Source organism: Methylomonas sp. HYX-M1, assembly GCF_040741385.1.
Classification (GTDB): domain Bacteria; phylum Pseudomonadota; class Gammaproteobacteria; order Methylococcales; family Methylomonadaceae; genus Methylomonas; species Methylomonas rhizoryzae.
The window spans coordinates 645,206-667,050 of the sequence record NZ_CP160405.1; the positions used below are offsets into that span (position 1 = coordinate 645,206).

Annotated in this window: 19 protein-coding genes; 10 read left to right on the top strand and 9 right to left on the bottom strand. The window is 51.4% G+C overall.

Translation table 11 applies throughout. The annotated features are described in order from the left end of the window. Positions 1-14: 14 nt before the first annotated feature. From AB0A83_RS03065 to AB0A83_RS03080, 4 genes are read right to left on the bottom strand one after another with little or no spacing between them, the layout of a single operon-like run. A complete protein-coding gene (locus tag AB0A83_RS03065) occupies positions 15-326 on the bottom strand; it encodes a nucleotidyltransferase domain-containing protein (protein ID WP_367155374.1) in 312 nt (103 codons plus the stop codon). Next, positions 326-745 carry a nucleotidyltransferase substrate binding protein gene (locus AB0A83_RS03070; protein ID WP_150046624.1) on the bottom strand — a complete coding sequence of 140 codons (420 nt, stop codon included), beginning with the start codon at positions 743-745 and terminating at the stop codon, positions 326-328. The genes AB0A83_RS03065 and AB0A83_RS03070 overlap by 1 nt, the downstream gene beginning before the upstream one ends. After that, positions 745-2,193, bottom strand: a complete 1,449-nt coding sequence (sufB, locus tag AB0A83_RS03075; RefSeq protein WP_150046626.1) for a Fe-S cluster assembly protein SufB — start codon at positions 2,191-2,193, stop codon at positions 745-747. Before sufB ends, AB0A83_RS03070 begins: the two co-directional genes overlap by 1 nt. A 16-nt stretch (positions 2,194-2,209) precedes the next feature. Next, on the bottom strand, positions 2,210-2,659 hold the full coding sequence (locus AB0A83_RS03080; RefSeq protein WP_150046628.1) for an SUF system Fe-S cluster assembly regulator: 450 nt from the start codon (positions 2,657-2,659) through the stop codon (positions 2,210-2,212). A gap of 214 nt (positions 2,660-2,873) precedes the next feature. Between AB0A83_RS03080 and AB0A83_RS03085 the strand changes: the two genes are divergently transcribed. Then, the gene (locus AB0A83_RS03085) at positions 2,874-6,785 is read left to right on the top strand and encodes a DUF3683 domain-containing protein (protein ID WP_367155375.1); all 3,912 of its coding nucleotides are present in this window, start codon (positions 2,874-2,876) and stop codon (positions 6,783-6,785) included. Between the two features lie 67 nt (positions 6,786-6,852). Here the strand turns inward: AB0A83_RS03085 and AB0A83_RS03090 are convergent, their stop codons facing one another. Next, the gene (locus tag AB0A83_RS03090) at positions 6,853-7,542 is read right to left on the bottom strand and encodes a hypothetical protein (RefSeq protein WP_150046632.1); all 690 of its coding nucleotides are present in this window, start codon (positions 7,540-7,542) and stop codon (positions 6,853-6,855) included. Between the two features lie 201 nt (positions 7,543-7,743). After that, entirely contained in the window at positions 7,744-9,438 is a 1,695-nt protein-coding gene (locus AB0A83_RS03095) for a glycosyl hydrolase family 17 protein (protein ID WP_367155376.1), read from the bottom strand. 435 nt (positions 9,439-9,873) lie between these two features. On the opposite strand from AB0A83_RS03095, the gene AB0A83_RS03100 reads away from it, so the two are divergent. Both AB0A83_RS03100 and rep read left to right on the top strand, forming a co-directional pair. Further along, positions 9,874-11,601, top strand: a complete 1,728-nt coding sequence (locus AB0A83_RS03100; protein WP_150051758.1) for a multicopper oxidase domain-containing protein — start codon at positions 9,874-9,876, stop codon at positions 11,599-11,601. A gap of 166 nt (positions 11,602-11,767) precedes the next feature. Beyond that, positions 11,768-13,774 carry a DNA helicase Rep gene (gene rep, locus AB0A83_RS03105; RefSeq protein WP_367155377.1) on the top strand — a complete coding sequence of 669 codons (2,007 nt, stop codon included), beginning with the start codon at positions 11,768-11,770 and terminating at the stop codon, positions 13,772-13,774. A 15-nt stretch (positions 13,775-13,789) separates the two neighbouring features. Here rep and AB0A83_RS03110 read toward each other — a convergent pair whose 3' ends face one another. After that, positions 13,790-15,142, bottom strand: a complete 1,353-nt coding sequence (locus AB0A83_RS03110) for a DegQ family serine endoprotease (protein WP_150046638.1) — start codon at positions 15,140-15,142, stop codon at positions 13,790-13,792. 482 nt (positions 15,143-15,624) lie between these two features. Here AB0A83_RS03110 and AB0A83_RS03115 point away from each other — a divergent pair, with 482 nt between their 5' ends. Then, positions 15,625-16,617, top strand: a complete 993-nt coding sequence (locus AB0A83_RS03115) for a cyclic nucleotide-binding domain-containing protein (RefSeq protein WP_232056759.1) — start codon at positions 15,625-15,627, stop codon at positions 16,615-16,617. Positions 16,618-16,667: 50 nt separating this feature from the next. Here the strand turns inward: AB0A83_RS03115 and rpmG are convergent, their stop codons facing one another. Continuing rightward, a complete protein-coding gene (gene rpmG / locus AB0A83_RS03120) occupies positions 16,668-16,823 on the bottom strand; it encodes a 50S ribosomal protein L33 (protein WP_150046642.1) in 156 nt (51 codons plus the stop codon). A 21-nt stretch (positions 16,824-16,844) separates the two neighbouring features. After that, positions 16,845-17,081 carry a 50S ribosomal protein L28 gene (gene rpmB, locus AB0A83_RS03125; protein WP_150046644.1) on the bottom strand — a complete coding sequence of 79 codons (237 nt, stop codon included), beginning with the start codon at positions 17,079-17,081 and terminating at the stop codon, positions 16,845-16,847. Between the two features lie 132 nt (positions 17,082-17,213). Between rpmB and gshB the strand changes: the two genes are divergently transcribed. The 6 genes from gshB (at position 17,214) to AB0A83_RS03155 (ending at position 21,732) form a co-directional block, all read left to right on the top strand. Continuing rightward, positions 17,214-18,161 (top strand): glutathione synthase, encoded by a 948-nt coding sequence (gene gshB / locus AB0A83_RS03130; protein WP_150046646.1) that lies wholly within the window; start codon positions 17,214-17,216, stop codon positions 18,159-18,161. Between the two features lie 302 nt (positions 18,162-18,463). Continuing rightward, positions 18,464-19,057, top strand: a complete 594-nt coding sequence (locus tag AB0A83_RS03135; RefSeq protein WP_332095526.1) for a TonB family protein — start codon at positions 18,464-18,466, stop codon at positions 19,055-19,057. Between the two features lie 15 nt (positions 19,058-19,072). Next, on the top strand, positions 19,073-19,639 hold the full coding sequence (locus tag AB0A83_RS03140; protein ID WP_367155378.1) for a YqgE/AlgH family protein: 567 nt from the start codon (positions 19,073-19,075) through the stop codon (positions 19,637-19,639). Positions 19,640-19,641: 2 nt separating this feature from the next. Further along, a complete protein-coding gene (gene ruvX / locus AB0A83_RS03145) occupies positions 19,642-20,091 on the top strand; it encodes a Holliday junction resolvase RuvX (RefSeq protein WP_150046652.1) in 450 nt (149 codons plus the stop codon). Between the two features lie 154 nt (positions 20,092-20,245). Further along, entirely contained in the window at positions 20,246-20,764 is a 519-nt protein-coding gene (gene pyrR / locus AB0A83_RS03150) for a bifunctional pyr operon transcriptional regulator/uracil phosphoribosyltransferase PyrR (RefSeq protein ID WP_150046654.1), read from the top strand. Further along, positions 20,752-21,732 (top strand): aspartate carbamoyltransferase catalytic subunit, encoded by a 981-nt coding sequence (locus AB0A83_RS03155; protein ID WP_232056849.1) that lies wholly within the window; start codon positions 20,752-20,754, stop codon positions 21,730-21,732. The genes pyrR and AB0A83_RS03155 overlap by 13 nt, the downstream gene beginning before the upstream one ends. Positions 21,733-21,845 lie beyond the last annotated feature (113 nt).

Below are 21,845 nucleotides of genomic sequence, written 5' to 3' on the forward strand. Positions count from 1 at the left end.
ACGAAAACCGAAATTCACTCCCCCAACTCTACGTAATCCCGCAATATCTCCCGATGAAACGACTCCGGCAAGCGCGCCCAATCTCTCGCCTCAATCAGTATCGGGATATTCGACTCCCGCACCGCTTCCTGAAAACGTTCCAAAGCCTTTAAAGGAATTTTGTCCAAATCCGCCGATCGCAACACAATGTCCAAATCACTCGCGTCGTGGGCATCGCCGTTGACTCTGGAACCGTAAGCCCAAGCCGTGACGCCGGGCAAATGCTGCACCAACAAATCCCGCAAACGCCGTCTATCCTGTTCTCTTAACAGCAATTTGTCCGGCACTAAAATTGCCCGCTGATCACGTCGTTTAGCTGCTTGGCGTCGGCAATAAATTGCGGCAACAGATTCAAAGTTTCCTCCGCAAAACCCTCGCCGTAATCATGGGCAGTATCGTTACGGTTGTCCCGATACTGTAACCAACGCTCTACAGCCTCCACCGAAATCAAACCATGCTTGGCGGCATGGCGAAATACATCTTTGAAGGTCAATGCATCGACCTGCTTCGGTGACGCAAAATAGGGCTTTAAAGCCTTTTTCAACAATTTGCCGGACTGTTCCAGGATGATCTCGAATTCCTTCACACAAGCGGCGCGGTAAATGTCATACATCGCTTCATCGTCGGCGCGTTCGCTTAGATACCCTTGCGCCCGCTCCAAGGTGACGATGCAACGGGTGAAATAATCAGTGTTGAGTTCGGCCATCAGCCAACCGCCCCTTCCAAGCTAATCCCCAACAACGCCTGCGCCTCGACCGCAAACTCCATCGGCAATTCCTTAAACACTTCCTTACAAAACCCATTCACAATCATCGACACTGCATCTTCCGGCGACAGGCCGCGTTGTTGGCAGAAGAACAGCTGGTCTTCGCTGATTTTGGAGGTAGTGGCTTCGTGTTCAATTTGCGCCGTGGGTTGTTTGACTTCGACATACGGAAAGGTATGCGCGCCGCAGCGGTCGCCGACCAGCAGCGAATCGCACTGGGTATGGTTGCGGGCATTTTCGGCGGATTTGGCCACTTTGACCAAGCCGCGGTAGGTGTTCTGCGCCCTACCGGCGGAAATACCCTTGGACACTATAGTGCTGCGGGTGTTTTTGCCGATGTGGATCATCTTGGTGCCGGTGTCAGCCTGTTGCAGGTTGTTGGTCAGCGCCACCGAATAAAACTCGCCGATCGAGTTGTCGCCCAGTAGCACGCAGCTAGGGTATTTCCAGGTGATAGCCGAGCCGGTCTCGACTTGGGTCCAGGAAACCTTGGCATTACGGCCGCGGCATTCCGCCCGTTTGGTGACGAAGTTGTAAATCCCGCCCTTGCCGTCTTTGTCGCCCGGATACCAGTTTTGCACAGTGGAATATTTGATTTGAGCGTTATCCAATGCCACCAATTCCACCACTGCGGCATGTAGCTGGTTTTCGTCGCGCATAGGTGCGGTGCAGCCTTCTAAATACGATACGTGCGAGTCTGCGTCGGCGATGATCAGCGTGCGCTCGAACTGGCCGGTGTTGGCGGCGTTGATCCTAAAGTATGTGGACAATTCCATCGGGCAGCGCACGCCTTTGGGGATATAAACGAAAGATCCGTCGGTAAACACCGCCGAATTCAGCGCGGCGAAGAAATTGTCGCCGACCGGTACCACGCTGCCCAGGTATTGTTTGACCAGTTCAGGGTGTTCCTGCAACGCTTCGGAGATTGGGCAAAAAATGACGCCGGCTTCCTTGAGCTTTTCTTTAAATGTGGTGGCTACCGATACGCTGTCGAACACCGCGTCGACGGCGATGCCGGCCAGTCGTTCTTGTTCGTCCAAGGGTATGCCCAGCTTTTTGTAGGTTTCCAGCAATTCAGGATCGACTTCGTCCAGGCTTTTGGGTTTGTCTTTCTTCGACTTAGGCGCGGAGTAATAACTGATGGCCTGATAATCGATAGGATCGATTTTTAACTGGGCCCAGTTGGGTGACGGCATGCTTTGCCAATGTCTAAACGCTTTGAGCCGGTACTCCAGCATGAATTCCGGTTCGTTTTTGACGATGGACAGCTTGCGGATCACGTCTTCGTCCAGGCCGGGCGGAAACGTGTCGACTTCCAACTCGGTAACGAAGCCGGGCGTGTACTCTTTACGTATCAGCTGTTCGATTTCTTTGGCGGTGGCAGACATAGGCTTTCTCTATTCGTTAACGGTATAAGCGGCTGACAGGAATGCTGACTTCGCTGGGTTGTTTAAAGGGCTGGATCATGTCGGCCAGGGTAACCGACTCCAGTGCCAAGGCGATTTTTTGATTGACCAAGTGCCAGTTGCCCTGGATGCGGCAGCCTGCGGCTTGTTCGCAGCCTTTGTGCGAAACCGAGCATTCGGTCAGGCCTATCGGGCCTTCCAGCGCGCTAATGATGGTAGCCACTGTAATTCTATCGGGATCTTTAGCCAATAAGTAGCCGCCTTTGGCGCCACGCACGGAGGCCAACACGCCGGCTTTGGTCAAAATTTTCAATATCTTGCTGACGGTAGGCAGAGCGATACCCGTGGTCTCGGCAATTTCCAAAGCGCCGTGGAGCCGGGCTTTGTCTTTGGCCAATACGCTCAGTATTACAGTGGCATAGTCCGTCAGTTTGCTTAATTTGAACATAGGGCTCTCAACAATTAGGACTATTCTAGTCTTGTTTAATTTCTTAGTAAAGCGCTTGGTTATTGGAATGTGTCTATAAGGTGTTGAATTTCCAAAGGAGAAATAGTGTTTTTCCCTTGCGTGTGCCACGATTGGCCCGATTGATTATGGTCTTGCGCGCGAACGCCGGTGATACAATGCCAGCATTTCAATCAGGCGATTGGTCAGAATTTTCGTGGATTCCCAAATTTCTCAGACGTTTGTCGATGCGCAGCCCGCGAGGCTGCGCGAAATTCCTTACAACTACACTTCATTCTCCGACCGGGAAATCGTCGTCCGTTTGTTGGGGGCGGAAAATGCGCGCGTTTTGGAGTCGTTGCGTAACGAGCGCATTACCGGGCGCTCGGCGCGCATGCTGTTCGAGGTGTTAGGCGATATCTGGGCGGTGCAACGTAATCCTTATCTGGAAGACGATCTGCTCGATAACGGCAAGCGTCGGCGCGCTTTGCTCGATGCGTTGCGGCATCGGCTTAAACAAATGGAAGTGCGCCATCACGAGCACGAAGCCGAGTTCCCGGATCGTGCCCGCCGGGTCGGCGTGTTGATAGAAGCTGCACATCAAGCGGTGGATAGCTTCGAAGCGCATTTCGACAGGACTCGGGATTTGCGGCGCAAAGCTATGTCTCAGCTGACTAAATATACGCGTAAAGACAATATCCGCTTCGACGGTTTTGCGCGGGTGGCACACGTTACCGACGCGACGGATTGGCGGGTGGAATATCCGTTTCTGGTGTTGTATCCGGATAGCGAGGCCGAAATCGGCCAGTTGGTGCGCGGTTGCATTAAGCTCGGCTTGACCATGATTCCGCGCGGCGGCGGTACCGGGTATACCGGAGGTGCCGTGCCTTTGACGCCCTATTCCGCCGTAATCAACACCGAGAAGTTGGTACGGATAGGCGCTATCGACTTGGAAACCCAGCTGCCGGGGGTCGCTCAGCCCTATGCCACGGTTTTCACCGAGGCCGGGGTGGTTACCCGCCGGGTCATGGATGCGGCCGAACATGCGGGCTTGGTGTTTGCTTGCGATCCGACCTCCGCCGACGCGTCTTGCATAGGCGGAAATATCGCGATGAACGCCGGCGGCAAAAAAGCGGTGTTGTGGGGGACGGCCTTGGATAACTTATTGTCCTGGCGCATGGTCATGCCGGACGGCAATTGGTTGGAAGTGGAACGTCTGAATCATAACTTGGGCAAGATACACGACCAGGATGAAGTCGCTTTTAATTTGAAGTCCTTGGACGCCAAAACTCAAAAGTTGCTGAGCGAAGAACGTTTGGTCATGAGTGGGGCGCAATTTCGCAAAGGCGAGCTGGGCAAGGATGTGACCGATAAATTTCTGGGCGGTTTGCCCGGTGTGCAAAAGGAAGGCTGCGACGGGATCATTACCTCCGCCCGCTGGATATTGCACAAAATGCCGCCGCATACCCGCACTTTTTGTCTGGAGTTTTACGGCCAAGTGCGGGAAGCGGTGCCGGCTATCGTGGAAATTCGCGATTATCTGGCGGCTTTGCCGAAAACCGGGAATACGCGGGTGATGCTAGCCGGCTTGGAGCATTTGGACGAGCGGTACGTGAAAGCCGTGGGTTATGCCAGCAAAGCCCGGCGGCAAGCCCGGCCCAAGATGGTGTTGATCGGCGATATCGTCGGCGACGACGAAAACCAAGTCGCGTTAGCCGCCTCCGAAGTGGTGCGTATGTGCAACGACCGCGGCGCGGAGGGGTTTATTGCAGTCAGCGCCGAAAGTCGCAAACGGTTTTGGCTGGATAGGGCGCGCACCGCGGCCATCGCCAAGCACACCAATGCGTTCAAGATCAATGAAGACGTAGTGATACCCTTGCCGCGCATGGGTGACTACTGCGACGGCATCGAACGTATCAATATCGAATTGTCGTTGCGTAATAAATTGCGGCTGTGCCAGGTGTTGGCGCAATGGTTGGCCGGCGATTTGCCGCTACGAGTGTACGAGGAAGACCATAACAAAAACGCAGTGCTTTCCGAGCGCCGCCAACAAGCCCTGGAGGCGGTAGAGACTGTGCGTTGCCGGTGGCAATGGATCTACGAGCATTTGGATGTGTCGTTAGACCAGGCGGAAGCGACATTTCCCGAATATCGGATAGTGTGCGGCGAGTTGACCAACCGGGCGGCGGCGCCGACCTTGTTTCACCGCTTGCAGGATTATTCGCTACGGGTTTCATGGAAGAATGAATTGCTGCCTTTATTGAGCGAAATTTTCGCCGGAGATAATTTTCGGCCGATTTTGGAGCGCATTCAGGCCATTCACAAAGAGGTATTGCGCGGACGGGTGTTCGTTGCCCTGCACATGCACGCCGGCGACGGCAATGTGCATACCAATTTGCCGGTGAATTCCGATCATTACGAGATGTTGCAGGAAGCTAATGCCGCCGTGGCACGCATCATGGAACTGGCGCGTTCGCTGGGGGGGGTGATTTCCGGAGAGCATGGCATTGGCATCACCAAATACGAATTTCTGCGCCCGGAAGAATTAGCGGATTTTCATGCGTACAAACAGCAAGTCGATCCGGAAGGCCGTTTCAATCGCGGCAAGTTGATGCCCGGAGCGGATTTGGGTAACGCCTATACGACCTCGTTCAGCCTGATGGGCTTTGAGTCGTTAATCATGCAGCAAAGCGATATCGGCGCGATTTCCGAATCGGTCAAAGACTGTTTGCGTTGCGGCAAATGCAAGCCGGTTTGCTCTACGCACGTACCGCAAGCAAACCTGCTTTATTCTCCGCGCAATAAAATTCTGGCGACGTCGCTATTGGTCGAAGCGTTTTTGTACGAAGAACAGACCCGGCGCGGCATTTCCATTACCCACTGGAAGGAGTTCGAAGACGTCGCCGATCATTGCACCGTTTGCCACAAGTGCTTCAATCCCTGTCCGGTCGACATCGATTTCGGCGAAGTATCGATGAACATGCGCAACCTGCTGCGCAAGATGGGTAAGCAAAGTTTTAACCCGGTCAAAACGGCCGCGATTGCCTTCCTCACTGCCAGCAGGCCCGGTAGTGTCAAGCTCATGCGCAAATTGCTGATCGAATGGGCGTATAAGGCTCAGCGCATGGGTAGCCTATTTCTGCGGCCATGGGGAAAAGCGCAGTTGGCGCATCCGCCGTCGTCTACGGGTAGGCCGGAATTGCGCGAATACGTGCTGCATTTCACGAATAGAAAAATGCCGGGGAAATTGCCCACAAAAACCGCCAGAGCCTTATTGGGCATCGAAAGTCAGGAAATCGTACCCATTATTCGTGATCGGCAAAAAACTCAAACCGATTCGGAAGCGGTGTTTTATTTTCCGGGTTGCGGTTCGGAGCGCTTGTTTTCGCAAGTCGGTTTGGCCACGCAAGCCATGCTGTATCACATCGGCGTGCAAACCGTATTGCCGCCTGGGTATCTGTGTTGCGGATATCCGCAACGGGCGGCCGGACAAAGCGATCAGGCACAAACGATTACCACCGAGAATCGGGTATTGTTTCACCGTGTCGCCAATACGTTGAATTATCTGGATATTAAGACGGTCGTGGTCAGCTGCGGAACCTGCTTGGACCAATTGGTCGATTACGAATTCGACAAAATCTTTCCGGGCTGCCGTTTAATCGACATACACGAATATTTATTGGAAAAAGGCGTGAAGTTGGACGGAATTAACGGCGCGCGCTATTTGTATCACGATCCTTGCCATAGCCCGATGAAGCAGCAAGATCCCATGGCTACGGTCAGAGGGCTATTGGATGCGCCGGTCGCAAAAAGCGACAGATGTTGCGGTGAATCCGGCACTTTGGCCGTGGCGCGCCCGGATATTTCTACCCAAGTTCGTTACCGTAAGGCGCAAGAGTTGCACAAGGATTGCAGTCAATTACGGGTCGACGATACTCTCGGGCCGATAAAGGTTTTGACCTCGTGCCCGTCGTGTATGCAGGGTCTGCAGCGTTACCAAGGGGATGTCGAGCAGATCGAGGTGGATTATATCGTGGTGGAAATAGCCAAGCAGATTTTGGGCAAGGATTGGATGCGCAACTACATTAAGCAAGCTGGCGAAGGTGGGATTGAGCGGGTTTTGGTATAAAACGATTCGGCGTGGCGCGTTTCGAATGGAAAATTGGAAAACGCCCGCCGATAGCGAATCTCAGCGCTTAGCGGCCGGCATGACTGACGTTACGTGGCCAATGAATATTCGGTGGAGCCGTCAACGTTTGTTCAAACACGTTAATTGCTTCGTCACAAGTGATGACCTCTTGCCGGCTGTCCAAAATAAATTGCGCTAAGTTCTGTATGCAGTTCCAATAGCGGAAGTCGTCAACAAACTCATAAGCTTGGATCAATAGTTCCGAAAGTTTCTGCTCGCGTAATAGTTTAGATGTAATAAAGCTTTCCAGGTAATATTGGGCGCGCTCCAAATCCGAGTGTCCCCCGTAAAAACGCAGTGCGTTGATGTCGATTAAATTAATATTGAACGGTTCGCCGTCGCTAATTAATACGTGTTTAGCTTCCGCTAACGGGCCGGAAAGTAAATTGACGATATCGGCTTCGTATGCCCGTTGGCAACTGTGTTGCTCGTCGGCAGTCAGAAAGGAGAAGCTTTCGATAACTGCAATCGGTAGGTTCTGGGTTAAGTTGCCATCAACAACTTTGGCGTAGAATTTGCTGTTATTGGCTGATGAGTGTTTGACTTGGATTTCAAAAAAAACCGGGGGGAGTTGCTTTTGCCGATTTCTGATATGTATTGCGGCGGCGTGGCCTGCTTCGTGAAATGCCGTGCGCGAGCGGAGCTCGTCTGTTTTTACGAAGGCTGAAGCTGCCGTTAGCGAATAGTTTCGTTCCATAAGCGACCTCATCCAAAAAAAGATGCGGCTAAAAGCCGCATTGAGGAAGGATATTAAAACTCTTTACCCTTAGGAGAGGGAGCGCATACAAGAGTTGCATGCAGTTTAAGTTTTCCGCAGCGGTTTGAGAATGTGACAAATTGACGCGTACGCCTGATTTTCGGGGAATGGTTCACGGTTTTGCGTTAATGCCCTCGAAATTTATTTCAATTTGGTTTTTAAGCCAAAAGGTATCGAAAGAACGAGCAAACAAAGTAGCCAAGTAATCAGTTGTCCGTTAGTCAGGGTGTAATTCAACGCCGCGGCCAACCGGCCGGAGAATGCCGGGTGGGCCTGGATTAAGTCTCTGGCTCCGAAGAAAGCGCTGGTTTCGCCGACAATTAAGGCGGTTGCGGCGAAAGTTAGCGAATATGCCAGTACGCGGTAGCGTTTTGCCGAAGCGTAGTCGCCGATAAGCTGATCGAAGTCGAGATGAGTTGTTGAAAGCTTTTGCAACTGCAAGGACAGGCAGCCGATCAAGCCTAAAAGACCTAAGCAGGGCAGGTAGAATTGTTCCGTCGGAAAACTTAAATACCGGCCGTTGAACGCCAAAGCGCAGGTCTTAAATAATGCCAGGGCGATAAATAGATAATAGAGAACGCGTAGTTGGCCGGCTAATCCGGGGTTGGGCTCCGCGTTGGCAAAAATATCGAGGTAGCGGCGTAGTAACAACAGGCCGAGCCAGCCGTTGCCAATCACGACCGTCGCGGTATATAAGCGCTGCAGGCAGTCGTAACTGGTATACCATTCCAAGCGTGCTACTGTGGTAATGCAAATGCTGAAAAGCAAGGCTAGCGTGGAGAATGCCGCTAATTTAGGTAGATTTACGCCGGTTAAACCGGTAGCAAAGTAAACGGATAGCGTTAAAAAGATTAGGGTGGCAACGACAAAATGGAAGGCCCAGCTCGGATTTTCGCTGACCGGGCCCGTAAGCGGAAATACGGGTTTTCGATCGGCGGACAGCAGCCCCCAATTGGCGCCGACTACGCCTTCTAAATCGCTTTTCCACGGTTGATTGAAGGCTTCGACGATGTTGTAATCGAAGCCGTGTTTATTCACCACTTCAATCATACTGCGGATGTATTTTGCCGAATTCACCACGCTGGGTGCGGCGAGGCCGCGTTGGCGCCCGGCGCTGGGCCAGCCCGATTCGCCGATCAAAATCTTTTTACCGGGTGCTATTTGTCGTGCTTCTTCTTCTACTTGATTAACGATTGCTTCCAGATGTTCCGGGGCTCGTTCTACGGCAATCGGTTCGTCTTCCCAATACGGTAAAATGTGTATGGTAATAAAGTCGACTTCTTTAATTAATTGCGGATGTTTGACGTACATCGACCAGACGTCGGCATAGGACACGGGCTGTTTGACCGCACGTTTGACTTCTCTGATGTACTCGATTAACCGGTCAATTTCTAAGTCGCCGCGCAGCAATACTTCGTTACCGACAATAACCCGTTTGACGGTATTTGGGTAACTATTGGCGGCCTTAATCAAGGCGGCGATTTCCTTTTGATTATCCGCATAGGTAGAGCCTAGCCAGCCGCCTTGTATAACCTCTACGCCGTATTTTTGCGCAATCTCGGGAACCGCGGCTATGGCGCCGCCCATGCTGGTATAGGTTCGGATGCTGCGAGTTTTGTCGGCTAGCAGCTGCATGTCTTCGTCGATTAACTGGTAGGAGGGAAAAGTTTTTTCCAACGGGTTGTAGCCTTCCGGAAACGGTGCAAACGACAGGCTGGCTAATTTGCCTGATGGCACGTCGATTCCGGCGTCTACCGGGCGGTTGATTTGCCAAGCCAAGATAGCGTGAACTAAACAAAGCAAGATGATACAAAGCAATAAGCGTACTTTGGGCATTGATAACAGGGACACGAGAGAGGTATGAGTTTGAAATGGATGAGGCTTAACTTTACCGAGAGGCAAGGATTTAGCTGTTCGTGATCATATAGGATTCGCTGTCGGTTGATAATGTTGAGTCCAATGCCCCTGTGCATGGCTTCCGGCTGAGCGGTTTGTCATTGAGCATTGCAAGACGATGTTGATTTACATATCCGCCGCCCGTTTGGGTGAAACGATGATCCGTTACACACAATAGCGGGCTTTGCCCCGGTCATCCGATTATAATGACAACTCGACATTTTAATCGTTGTCGGTTTAATCCTCCAAGGAAGGTAAGCAAATAATTACTGTACTTTGCCTACGGGTTCTGGTTACAGTATGAAAATTTTATTACTGGTTGCCTTGTTTACCGGGCATTCGATAAGCTTGTCGTCAACTTTTTATGAGGCTTTTATGCATAAAAAAGTACTTCCCATTCTGTGCGGGGCCATATTGTTACCGATGGCGTCCGTGGCTACCGCAGTAGTCAACAAATTGCCCGAATCCAGCAATGTCAAAATGGGTGTCGCAGAAGAAGTGTGTTCCGATTTTGTAGACCCGAAATGGCGGGATGCGCAAGTCATAGACGGTGTTGAGATTCAGGAGTCCAGAATGTGTAATCCGGACAATCCTGCCGATATTGCCGCATTCGTAAAAGGAACCAACAATATCTCCATGGCCACGTTGATGCAGACCCAGTTGGCTGCCGACGCGATTACGGTCGGCAATGACATGGACGGCGACGGCGACCCCGATCACTACATCATTAAATTAGAAATCGCCGAATTGAACGGGCATACGCCGGATTCGCGCGAGCCTACCACTACGTTCGACATCGCTCCCGGGATTAGACCCACTTTTTGGGTTTATGCGCCGAAAACGCGGGATATGTCGACCTTAAGCTTGTATGAACCGATTGCAAACCCGCTGTTGCGGGTACCGTCGCCCGTCATTCGCGTTGAGCAAGGCGATATCGTTTGGCTGGTGCTGGAAAACAGCCATTATTTTCCGCATTCCATTCATTTGCACGGAGTCGACCATCCCTACATGGATATGGGCGGAGAAGGCAATGACGGTGTAGGGCAAACCGGACAAATGGATGTGATGCCGGGTAGCAGCAAGACTTACGTGATAAAGCCCCGCCAAGCCGGCACCATGTATTATCACTGCCACGTTCAGCCCCACACCCATATTCCTATGGGCTTGCAAGGGATTTTCGTCGTTGAAGAAAATCGGCCCAACAACTGGGTGCAGGTTTTTAACGTGGGCGCCGGTCAAGTACGGCATCCGTCGGTAGCCGTGTCAGAGAAATACGCCTACGAATACGACTTGCACTATCAATCGGCCGACAAGGAATTGCATTTGATGGCGCGCTCCGCCAACGACCCCAGGTTGCTTGGCAAACGGTTGAATTTGGAATACGACATCACCGATTCCGCGCCGGATTATTTCATGCTCAACGGCCGCTCCTTCCCGTACACTTTAAGGGAGTCGCTGATCGTTTTGGAAGAAAACAAAAAAGCCAAGGTGAGAGTCCTGAACGGGCACGAAGAAGCGTTTGCCATGCACGTTCACGGTCATAAACCGATGGTGACTCATTACGACGGGGTTGATAACGGTCCGTCTTCCTATATCAAACGCGACGTACATGCGATGGTACCCGCGCAGCGTATCGACTTGGAAATTAACGGTACCGACGATGGCTTGAATAGTTTCGGTCAGGGTGTTTGGATGTTTCACGACCACGTGGAAAAATCCTTTACCACCGATGGGATTGGTGAAGGTGGTGATATCAGCTTGTTGGTGTATAAAAATTTTCTGGATGCAAAAGGCATTCCCGAGGTGCACGGCGCGAGCTTGTTGCCGTATTTCACCAAGGAATATTGGGAGGGCAAGTATGCAAGCTGGCAGGATTATGACGCCTGGAAGAGTTTAGGCTTGCCGGAAATTCGCACTACGGCGCAAAAACCTTTCGTGCCGGCGGCGCCGGTGGCGAGTAACACGGCTGCCGATGTGCAAGCCGCACCTAAGGCGGACAAGCCTTCGTTCATAGGTCAATTGCTGCAAGGTATCTTGCTGGGTTTAATCGGCTATACCCTGTATTTCAATCGCGAAAAACTGCTAGGCATGATCGGAAAATAACCCTAATAGCCGGCGTCGACATCACTCGCGATGCCAAGTGCCTTGCTAGCCTGACCACATAATCGCCGCATACAGTTTGTATGCGGCGTTTTCTTTTATGCTGGTCCGCAGTCAAGGTGGAGCTTAAAACTGTGGCTATACAGCCGAAATTTCCGTAACCCATTTTATGACGTCCAAATTAAACCCGCAGCAACTTGCAGCCGTGAGGACCATCGATAGGCCGTTACTGGTGCTGGCGGGAGCGGGAAGCGGCAAGACCCGGGTGATTACCGAAAAGATTGCCTATTTGGTAGCCCAAGGGGTTCCTGCTAGACATATCGCCGCCGTTACCTTTACCAACAAAGCGGCCAGGGAAATGAAGTCCCGGGTTAGCAAATTACTGGACGACAAAAACAGCCGCGGGCTCAGAGTGTCCACTTTTCATTCCTTGGGGTTGGACATACTGCGGGCCGAATACAAAATCTTGGGTTACAAAGCCGGCATCAGTTTGTTCGACGAACAGGACCGCTTAAGTTTGTTGAAAAATTTAATCAACCATGGCATCCAAGGCTGCGATATCGATCAGGCGGAACACTATCATTGGCAAATCGGGCAGTGGAAAAACGCCTTCGTGACCTGGCAGATCGCCAAGCAACATGTCGATGCCGCCACCGCAGCGGCCGCCGAGTTGTATGCGCAGTATTCACGCAGCCTCAAGGCGTATAACGCGGTGGATTTCGACGACCTGATATTGCTGCCGGTCATGTTATTTCAGCAGCATGCCGAGGTGCTGGAAAAGTGGCGGAACAAAATCCGCTATTTGTTGGTAGACGAATATCAAGATACCAATGTCACCCAATATCAGCTGGTCAAAGCGCTGACCGGTAATTTGGGGCGATTTACCGTGGTCGGAGACGACGATCAATCTATTTACGCCTGGCGCGGCGCTCAACCGGAAAATTTGCGTCAATTGCAGAAAGATTTTCCGCGCTTACAAGTAATCAAGTTGGAACAAAATTACCGTTCGACCCGCAGAATATTGAAAGTCGCCAATCAATTGATTGCCAACAATCCGCATGCTTTCGAGAAAAAATTGTGGAGCGAGCTGGGATACGGCGATCCGTTGCGCGTGCTGGCGCATAAAAACGACGTGACCGAAGCCAAGCAAGTGGTTGCGGAGATCATTCATCACCGCTTCCGTCACGGCGGCAATTATGGCGATTATGCGATTTTGTACCGCGGTAATCATCAGTCGCGCTTATTGGAACGCGAATTACGTGAAAATAACGTGCCGTATTTTTTAAGCGGCAGTACCTCGTTTTTTGCGTTAACCGAGATTAAAGACGTATTAGCTTATCTGCGCTTATTGACTAACCCCGGCGACGATGCGGCGTTTTTGCGGGTGGTTAATACCCCGCGCCGGGAAATCGGTCCCTCTACGTTGGAGAAGCTGGGGGAATATGCAACCGAGCGGCATATCAGCTTGTTCGATGCTTGTAAGGAATTCGGCTTGCAGCAGCGTATTGCGGACAAGGCGGCAGTGCGCCTGCAGCAATTTTGCGACATGATTGCCGAAGCGGCGATACAAGTCGGGCGCGACGATATGTTTGCCGGGATTCACCGCTTGCTGGAGCGCATTCAGTATCAGCACTGGCTTCAGGAAAACAGCAAGACTCCCGGTGTGGCGGAACGGCGGATGAACAATGTCTTCGAACTGGTGGATTGGCTCAAGCGCATGGCCGGAAACGAGGAAGGCAGCGAAAAAAGCTTGGCCGACGTCATCGCCAAAGTCATGCTACTGGATATTTTGGAACGAAATCAGGAAGCCGAAGCCGGGGATCAGGTTAGTCTGATGACCTTGCATGCGGCTAAGGGTTTGGAATTTCCGCACGTGTTTTTGATCGGCATGGAAGAGAATCTGTTGCCGCACCAAAATAGTTTGGAAACCGGGAATATCGAGGAAGAACGCCGTTTGGCCTATGTCGGCATTACCCGGGCGCAGCGCACGCTGACCTTTAGCTATTGTACTCACCGCAAACGTTACGGCGAATTGATCGAGTCCGAGCCCAGCCGCTTCTTGAGTGAGCTACCGGAAGAAGATTTGGAATGGGCTAACCGTAAGCAATTGGATCAAGAGGAAGTCAAACAGCGGGGCAAGGCCAACTTAGCTCACTTAAAGACTATGTTGACCTAGCCGTGTTATTTCAGGTTATTGCAAGACTACAAAGAACGCATCTCCGCCGCGCTGCAGGTTGATCAACAATGCGGAACGTGGATCGACCACCTGTTTTAGCTCGTCGATGTTTCTAATTCGATAGCGGTTAACGCTAACGATCACATCGCCGGGCCGTAATCCGGCTTTCCAAGCGTGCGAAGACTGTGAGACTTTTTCCAGTTCTACCCCTTCCAATTGGCCTTTAGGGGTAGCAATTAACGATACCCCTTTCAGCAGCGGGTGCAGTTTGTCGCCGGCTAGTTCCTGGCGTTTCGGTTTGCCTATGACGGCTTGAAAACTCAAGCGTTCGCCGCCGCGGATTACCTCGATGGTGGCGGTGTCGCCCACTTGCAGTAAGCCGATGGCGGTTCGAATTTGGCTGCTGCCATTTTTAATCGCTTGTCCATTGACCGCGACGATAATGTCGCCCGGTTCTATCCCGGCTTTTTCTGCGGCCGAGCCGGTTTCCACCCGGCTGATTACCGCGCCGTGTTGGCTTTGCAGGTTAAAGGCTTTAACCAATTCCGGGGTTAAATCCTGAGTGGTTACCCCAAGTAGGCCGCGCCGTACCTCGCCGTGTTGCACCAAAGATTCCATGATGGTCATCGCCATGTTGGAGGGAATGGCGAAGCCGATGCCGACATTGCCGCCGTTTGGCGCCAAAATCGCGGTGTTCATGCCGATAAATTCTCCGCGTAGGTTAACCAACGCCCCGCCTGAATTGCCGGGGTTGATGGAGGCGTCGGTTTGAATAAAGTCTTCGTATCCCTCTATGCCTAAGCCGGAACGGCCTAAGGCGCTGACTATCCCCGAGGTTACGGTTTGGCCGAGGCCGAAAGGGTTGCCGATAGCGACGACGAAGTCGCCGACTTTCAGTTGATTGGAGTCGGCGATGCTTAACGCGGTTAGGTTGTCGGCTGGGATTTGGATAATCGCCACATCGGCTTCCGGATCCGTGCCGATCAATTTGGCGTTCAGTTGGCGGCCGTCGCTTAAGGTAACGGTGATTTTGTCGGCTTTATCGATTACGTGATTGTTCGTCAGTACGTAACCTTCTTCCTTGTTGACAATCACTCCTGAACCTAAACTATTGCGCTGTTGTTGTCGGCGCGGTTGATTCGGAATGCCGAAAAAATGCCGAAACACCGGATCGTTCATCAGCGGATTTTCTTGCGTATTGACATTGGTAGAGGTGGAAATATTGACCACGGCAGGCATACTGCGTTCTAACATCGGCGCAAGCGACGGCAAGGATTGCCCGTCCACTTCGGTCGGCCAGGCCGCAATTCCCGGCGCGGCAATTAAGCTCAAGATAAAAATTAGAAAAAGCTTGGTGTAATTACTCATGACTAATCGTTCTGGAAGTTAATTCGGCTGCATGGACAAGCGATTTGCAAAAACGTTTCAGCAGAAACTGTGTCTGCTAATGCACTATGATAACTGTTGTTAGCAATCTAAACCTGTTTTAGTTGGTTCGCATGTCAATCGATATCGATTCGGAGCAAGCACAAATCATACGGCGCCTTATTCCGTTGGCAACCTTGCCGTCCGCGCAATTCGCCCGCTTATGCAAGCAATTGGTTGTCGAGCAAAAGCAACATGGAGAAGTGTTATTCAGGCGAGGCGACGAACAGAGTGATTTGATTTATCTGCTCAATGGTTCAATAAACTTGTGTACTGAATCATTTAAGATTCAGACTATCGAATCGGGGACGGATTCGGCCCGCTTTGCCATTGCCCACCAAATACCGCGAAAAATTGATGCCTTGGCCGAGGGGCGCGTTCAATTTCTCCGCTTAAAGTCTGACTTGTTAAGGTCAATTCAAGGTATGCCTTATGAAGAAAGTGAAAGCACTATGATGGTCGAAGAGTTTGAAGATTGCGACGATTGGATGACTACTTTGCTTAGGTCGCCGGTGTTCAGAGCATTGCCGCCCGCGAATTTGCAAAAAATTATGATCGGGCTTGAAGAAGTGTATTTCAAAGCCGGTGACGTCATCATCAGGCAAGGCGATCCCGGCGATTATTATTACATCATCAAAAAAGGCCAGGTTTTGATCAGTCGCCGGCCTTATCCGAATGCTAAAGAAATTAAATTGTTGCAACTGGGTGATTCGGATACTTTCGGCGAAGACGCCTTAATATCGGGTAGTCCGCGGAACGTTTCGATTACTGCGATTACCGATATTTGCCTGTTGCGGTTAAGCAAGGACGAATTTATTGCGTTAATCAAACAGCCAACGCTCAAATATATTGAGGTCGACGAGTTGCCGGGCTATTTGCGTAACGGCGCTGAATTGATCGATGTTAGAGGGCCGGATGAGTTTCAAAGCGGTCATTTGTCCGGCAGTATCAATGTGCCGTTTTTTTCGTTACGCATGTATATCAAAACGATGAATCGGCATCATCCTATCGTGGTGGTTTGCGGCGACGGACGTACCAGCGAGTCGGCGGCGTTCGTGTTGCAGCGTAATAAATTCAATGCGTTGATTTTAAGGGGCGGGCTGGATAAATTGCCGCAAGAGCAATTGAAGTCCGAGCAGGCGTTGTTTAACATCGACGACGGTACGGAAACCAGTAATCTAACCGAATCGGCCGAAACGCCGGCGAGCAAAATGCTATTTGCATTGGAAGATAATACGGTAGCCGAGCTTACCGAAGCGGTAGAGCCGGATTTGCAGGTGGTCGTTCAGCAGTTGCGCGAGCGTTGTATGTTGTTGGAGGCTGAAAAAGCAACTTTGCAGTTGAAATGCACGTCTTTGAGCAGGCAATTGAAATTGGCGAAAGCCGAATTAGGACGCTTTAAAGAAGGTGGCAGCTAGCCGGTGTAAATCGGCTGGGCTGCGCTGATTCCTAATAAGTTGCTTATGACTTATTTAATTTTCGCTTCTTTGTAAATCACGTGTCTACGTACGACAGGGTCGTACTTTTTGATTTCCATTTTTTCGGGCATGGTTTTTTTGTTTTTTGTGGTTGTGTAGAAATGCCCGGTGCCTTCAGTTGACACTAATTTGATTTTGTCACGCATTTTCGGTCTCCTTTAGCGCTGTTAAATTTTTTCGCCGCGGCTGCGGATGTCGGCCAATACTGCGTCTATGCCTTTCTTGTCGATAATGCGCATGCCTTTAGAAGACACTCTTAGGCGGATCCAGCGGTTTTCACTTTCAACCCAAAATCTGTGATGATGCAGATTGGGGGTAAAACGCCGTTTGGTCTTGTTCATGGCGTGCGAAACGTTGTTCCCGGTGACCGGGCTCTTACCTGTTACTTGGCAAACTCTAGACATGACTACCTCAATGCGAGCTTAAGATTCAAATTAGCCGAACTTTATACCAAAAATTAGGTTTTGGGTAAACAGTGCCCGGTAAATTAAATTTGGTAGAATCTAGCGGTATTTTTCAATAACAAGGTTAGACGTATGGCGCTTAAATTCGGTATGGTCATGGATCCCATCGATCGTATCAACATCAAAAAGGATACTAGCTTTGCTATGTTGCTGGAAGCGCAGGCGCGCGGCTGGGAGCTGCATTATATCGAGCTGGGCGATATGTACTTGCACAACGGCCAAACCTATGCAAGGACGCGGGTTTTAACGGTGCAGCGCAATCCGGAACAATGGTTTGAATTTCAGTCCGAGCAAAACTTGGCCTTAGCCGAGTTGGATGTGATTCTGATGCGCAAGGATCCGCCGTTTGATCAGGAGTATATCTACGCCACTTACATGCTGGAACAAGCGGAACGCCAAGGCGTGCTGGTTGTTAACAAGCCGCAGTCTTTGCGCGACGCTAACGAAAAAATGTATACCGCCTGGTTTCCGCAATGCTGCACGGACACTATAGTGGCGAGAGATCCGCACAAGATTCGTGCGTTTTTGCAGCAGCAAGGGGAAATCATTCTCAAGCCCTTGGACGGTATGGGCGGGGCTTCGATTTTTCATGTGCGTTTGGATGACCCTAACCTTACCGTCATCCTGGAAACCATGACAGCGCACGCAACTCGCTTTATCATGGCCCAAAAATATTTGCCGGACGTCAAAGACGGGGATAAAAGAATTCTTATGGTGAACGGTGAGCCCATTCCTTATTGCTTGGCGCGAATTCCCGCCAGCGGCGAGACCCGCGGTAATTTGGCTGCGGGCGGGCGCGGGGAAGGGCGGCCGCTAACCGAACGCGACCGCTGGATAGCGGCGCAAGTAGGGCCTACGCTACGCGAAAAGGGTTTGATATTCGTCGGCCTGGATGTCATCGGTAATTATTTGACCGAGGTGAATGTGACTAGTCCGACTTGCGTACAGGAATTGGATAAGCAATTCGGCATCAATATTAGCGGTCAGCTAATGGATTACATTCAAGATCAAATTCGGTAAGCCTTATGCCGATATCTCCGACGCCTTATGTTTCGGCAAGCGCTAGCGACACGCTATTTTTGGCGCTGTTTGTGGCTACGGTTGTACATATCGGCGTGTTGTTCGGGATCAATTTCCAAACGCCGAAAGCGCCGAAAATCGACCAATCCATAGAGGTGACGTTATCGCATACGCCGCTAAAAAAACCGCCTAAGCAGGCCAGGCTTTTAGCGGACGAGCATCAGCTCGGGGCGGGGAACGATACGCAAAAACCCCAGCCTTTAGCGCAAAGCTTGCCGTCGCCGCATAGCGAAGTGTTGCGGATGCCGAAAAGCGATCAGCAAAATCGGCGGGTAAGCGAGGTAAAAAAACCGGCTCCGCAGAAAATAATCACTCAAGTCGACTCGCCGGTCAAAGCGGTGCAGCCGACAGAATTGACGGCAGAGCCGGCGGAGCAGACCGTTCAAGAGGCGCCTAAGCTCAATGTCGAAACGTTACAACAACAAATTGCCCAACTGGGCGAACAAATTCGCCATGCGAAACTAAGTTCCGAGGAAAGCAAAATTAAGTTTGTCAACTCGATCAGCACCCATAAGTACTTGGCCGCTCAATACGTAAAAGATTGGGAAGATAAAGTTGAGAGGACGGGTAATCTCAATTATCCTGAAGCGGCAAGAAACAAAGGGAAGTCTCAAACGTTGACGATGGATGTTGGTATCCGGGCCGACGGCAGTATTTACAGTATGCGTGTGGTGCGCTCCTCCGGGAGCTCGGCTCTGGATGAGGCGGCAAAACGAATCGTGAAAATGAGCGCCCCTTTTGCAGCAATCCCCACGGAATTATTAAAGGAAGTAAACGTCCTAGTAATTACCCGGGTATGGAAGTTTTCCGACGAAACCGGCATGACTGCCCGCTAGCCAACAATTATCGTTATGACAGACGCCACCTACTTGAATAATCAGTTTTTGATAGCGATGCCGGGCTTGTTCGATCCGCATTTTTTTCACACGGTCACTTATTTGTGCCAACACAATCAAGAAGGCGCATTAGGCATCGTAATTAACCGGCCGACCGGCATGAAATTAAAGGATATATTTCAGCAAATGAAAATCGATTCCGAGCTCGAACACGTGTTAAACGCACCGGTATTTGCCGGCGGACCGGTGCAACAGGAGCGCGGGTTCGTCATTCACACACCTTGCGAACGGCATTGGGATTCCAGTATCTCGACGGCGGACAATATTGTTTTGACCAGTTCCCGCGACGTATTAGAAGCGATAGCCAAAGGCGATGGGCCGCAACATTATTTGATCGCACTAGGCTATGCAGGCTGGGGCAGTGGTCAATTGGAGCGGGAAATCGTCGAAAACGCCTGGTTGAATACGCCTTGCGGGGAAGCCATTTTATTCGATACCCCGGTGAGTCAACGCTGGAATGCCGCGGCCGGTCAGTTGGGCATCGACATTAACCGCTTGACCGCGCCGGCCGGACACAGCTGAGCATGCCCGCATCATGCGATCCCTTGGCGGCTGCCTTAGCGGGCGACGCCTATTTGGGGTTTGATTTTGGAAATAAAAAAATCGGGGTGGCGGTCGGCTACGCCGGTACCGGAATAGCCAGCCCGCTAACGACTTTACGTTCGCCAAATCAAGTTCCGGATTGGGCTAAGATTGCGCAACTGGTCGCGGAGTGGCGGCCGATAGGTTTGGTCGTGGGTATTTCACTGCAGCAAGACGGTTCCGATAACGTGATTACCCCGCGCATGCGCAAATTTTGTCGGCAATTGCAAGGCCGTTACAATTTGCCGGTGTTCGAAGTCGACGAGGCGCTGACGACTTTTTCCGCCAAACAATTGCTGTTCGACGATCTTAAAGTGCGTGCCGGCAAGCTGTGGGCAGTCCAAGATCAATTGGCTGCCCAGTTAATTTTACAAAGCTGGTTTGATCGTTAGCGGTTTAGGCCGTTGATTTCCCGTCGTTGTGGCAGTAATTTATTTCCCATTTTAAATCAATTGTTTAAAATGCTTGGGCTGTGCGGCTTTAAGCGGCGGCCGGCGTCAATTGCCGGCTCGTCCGGAATAACCTTCATTCATATCCCAATTCGTTATGCCGATTAATTCACTCGACCTGGAAAATTTGCTCGACACACTGGAGAGCGATATTCGCCGTAGTATCAAGGAGCGTAAACTTGACAACCCTTTGTTGATCGGCATTCACAGCGGGGGGGCGTGGATTGCACAACATTTGCACAGCCGCTTGCAACTCGCCGGCCCTTTGGGATTAATGGATATTACCTTTTATAGAGACGACTTTTCTCAAATCGGCATGCATCCAAACGTCAAATCCAGCCAGCTGCCGCCGCAATTGGAAGGGCGCAACATCATTCTGGTAGACGACGTGTTTTATACCGGGCGAACCATACGTGCGGCCTTGAACGAAATTTTCGATTACGGGCGGCCTAACCAAGTGTTATTGGCGGTATTGATAGAGCGCAACGGCCGGCAAATTCCGTTGCAGCCGGATTGCCGCGGGGTTCGCATCGAATTGCCGGAAGGTCAGCGCATCAAATTGACCGGCCCGCAGCCTTTGAGAATCGAAATCCAAACCCTGGCCTGCGCAGCCTGAATATGCCTAAACATATCCAACTGACCGAATCCGGCAGGCTGAAGCACTTTTTGACGATAGAAGGTCTGGATAAGGCGTTGTTGACCGAGATTTTGGATACGGCCGAGTCCTTTACCGGAGTGTCCGAACATCAGATAAAAAAAGTCCCGCTGCTGCGCGGGAAGACCATCGTCAACTTGTTTTTCGAAAATAGTACCCGCACCCGCACTACCTTCGAATTGGCCGCCACCCGCTTGTCGGCGGACGTGTTGACAGTCAATATCGCCACCTCGGCCACCGCCAAAGGCGAAAGTTTGCTGGATACCATCCGCAATTTGGAAGCCATGCACGTCGACATGTTCGTCGTACGGCACGCCTTGAGCGGGGCCGCGCACTTCATTGCCGAGCACACCGCTCCCCACATCAGCGTGATCAACGCCGGCGACGGCCAGCACGCGCATCCGACCCAGGCGATGTTGGATATGTTCACGATTCGCCAACATAAAAAGCAATTCGATGGCTTGAAAGTGGCGATAGTCGGCGACATCTTGCATTCACGAGTGGCTCGTTCGCAAATCTTGGCCTTGAACACCTTAGGCGTTGCCGAAGTTCGGGTGATTGCCCCTAAGACGTTGTTACCTGCTCGAGTTGAGCACATGGGCGTGATTGCGCTGCAGGATATGCGGGAAGGTCTCAAAGATGTCGATGTAGTGATTATGTTGCGTTTGCAAAAGGAAAGAATGAATTCGGCTTTTTTACCCAGTGAAAGCGAATTTTTTAATTGTTACGGTTTGACCGAAGAGCAACTGCACTATGCCAAACCGGACGTCATCGTCATGCATCCAGGTCCGATTAACCGCGGCGTGGAAATCGCGTCGTCGGTCGCGGACGGCGAACGCTCGGTGATTTTGCAACAGGTCAGTAACGGCGTAGCCGTGCGTATGGCGGTAATGACTATGGTTTTGGGCGGATACGGAGGTGCGGCATGACTAAATGTCAGGATAGACATTTTGCATCGCCGCAGGCGACCCTGAGGGGTGCCGCACATGGAGGCGCGGCCATGACTAAATGTCAGGATAGACATTTAGCATCGCCGCAGGCG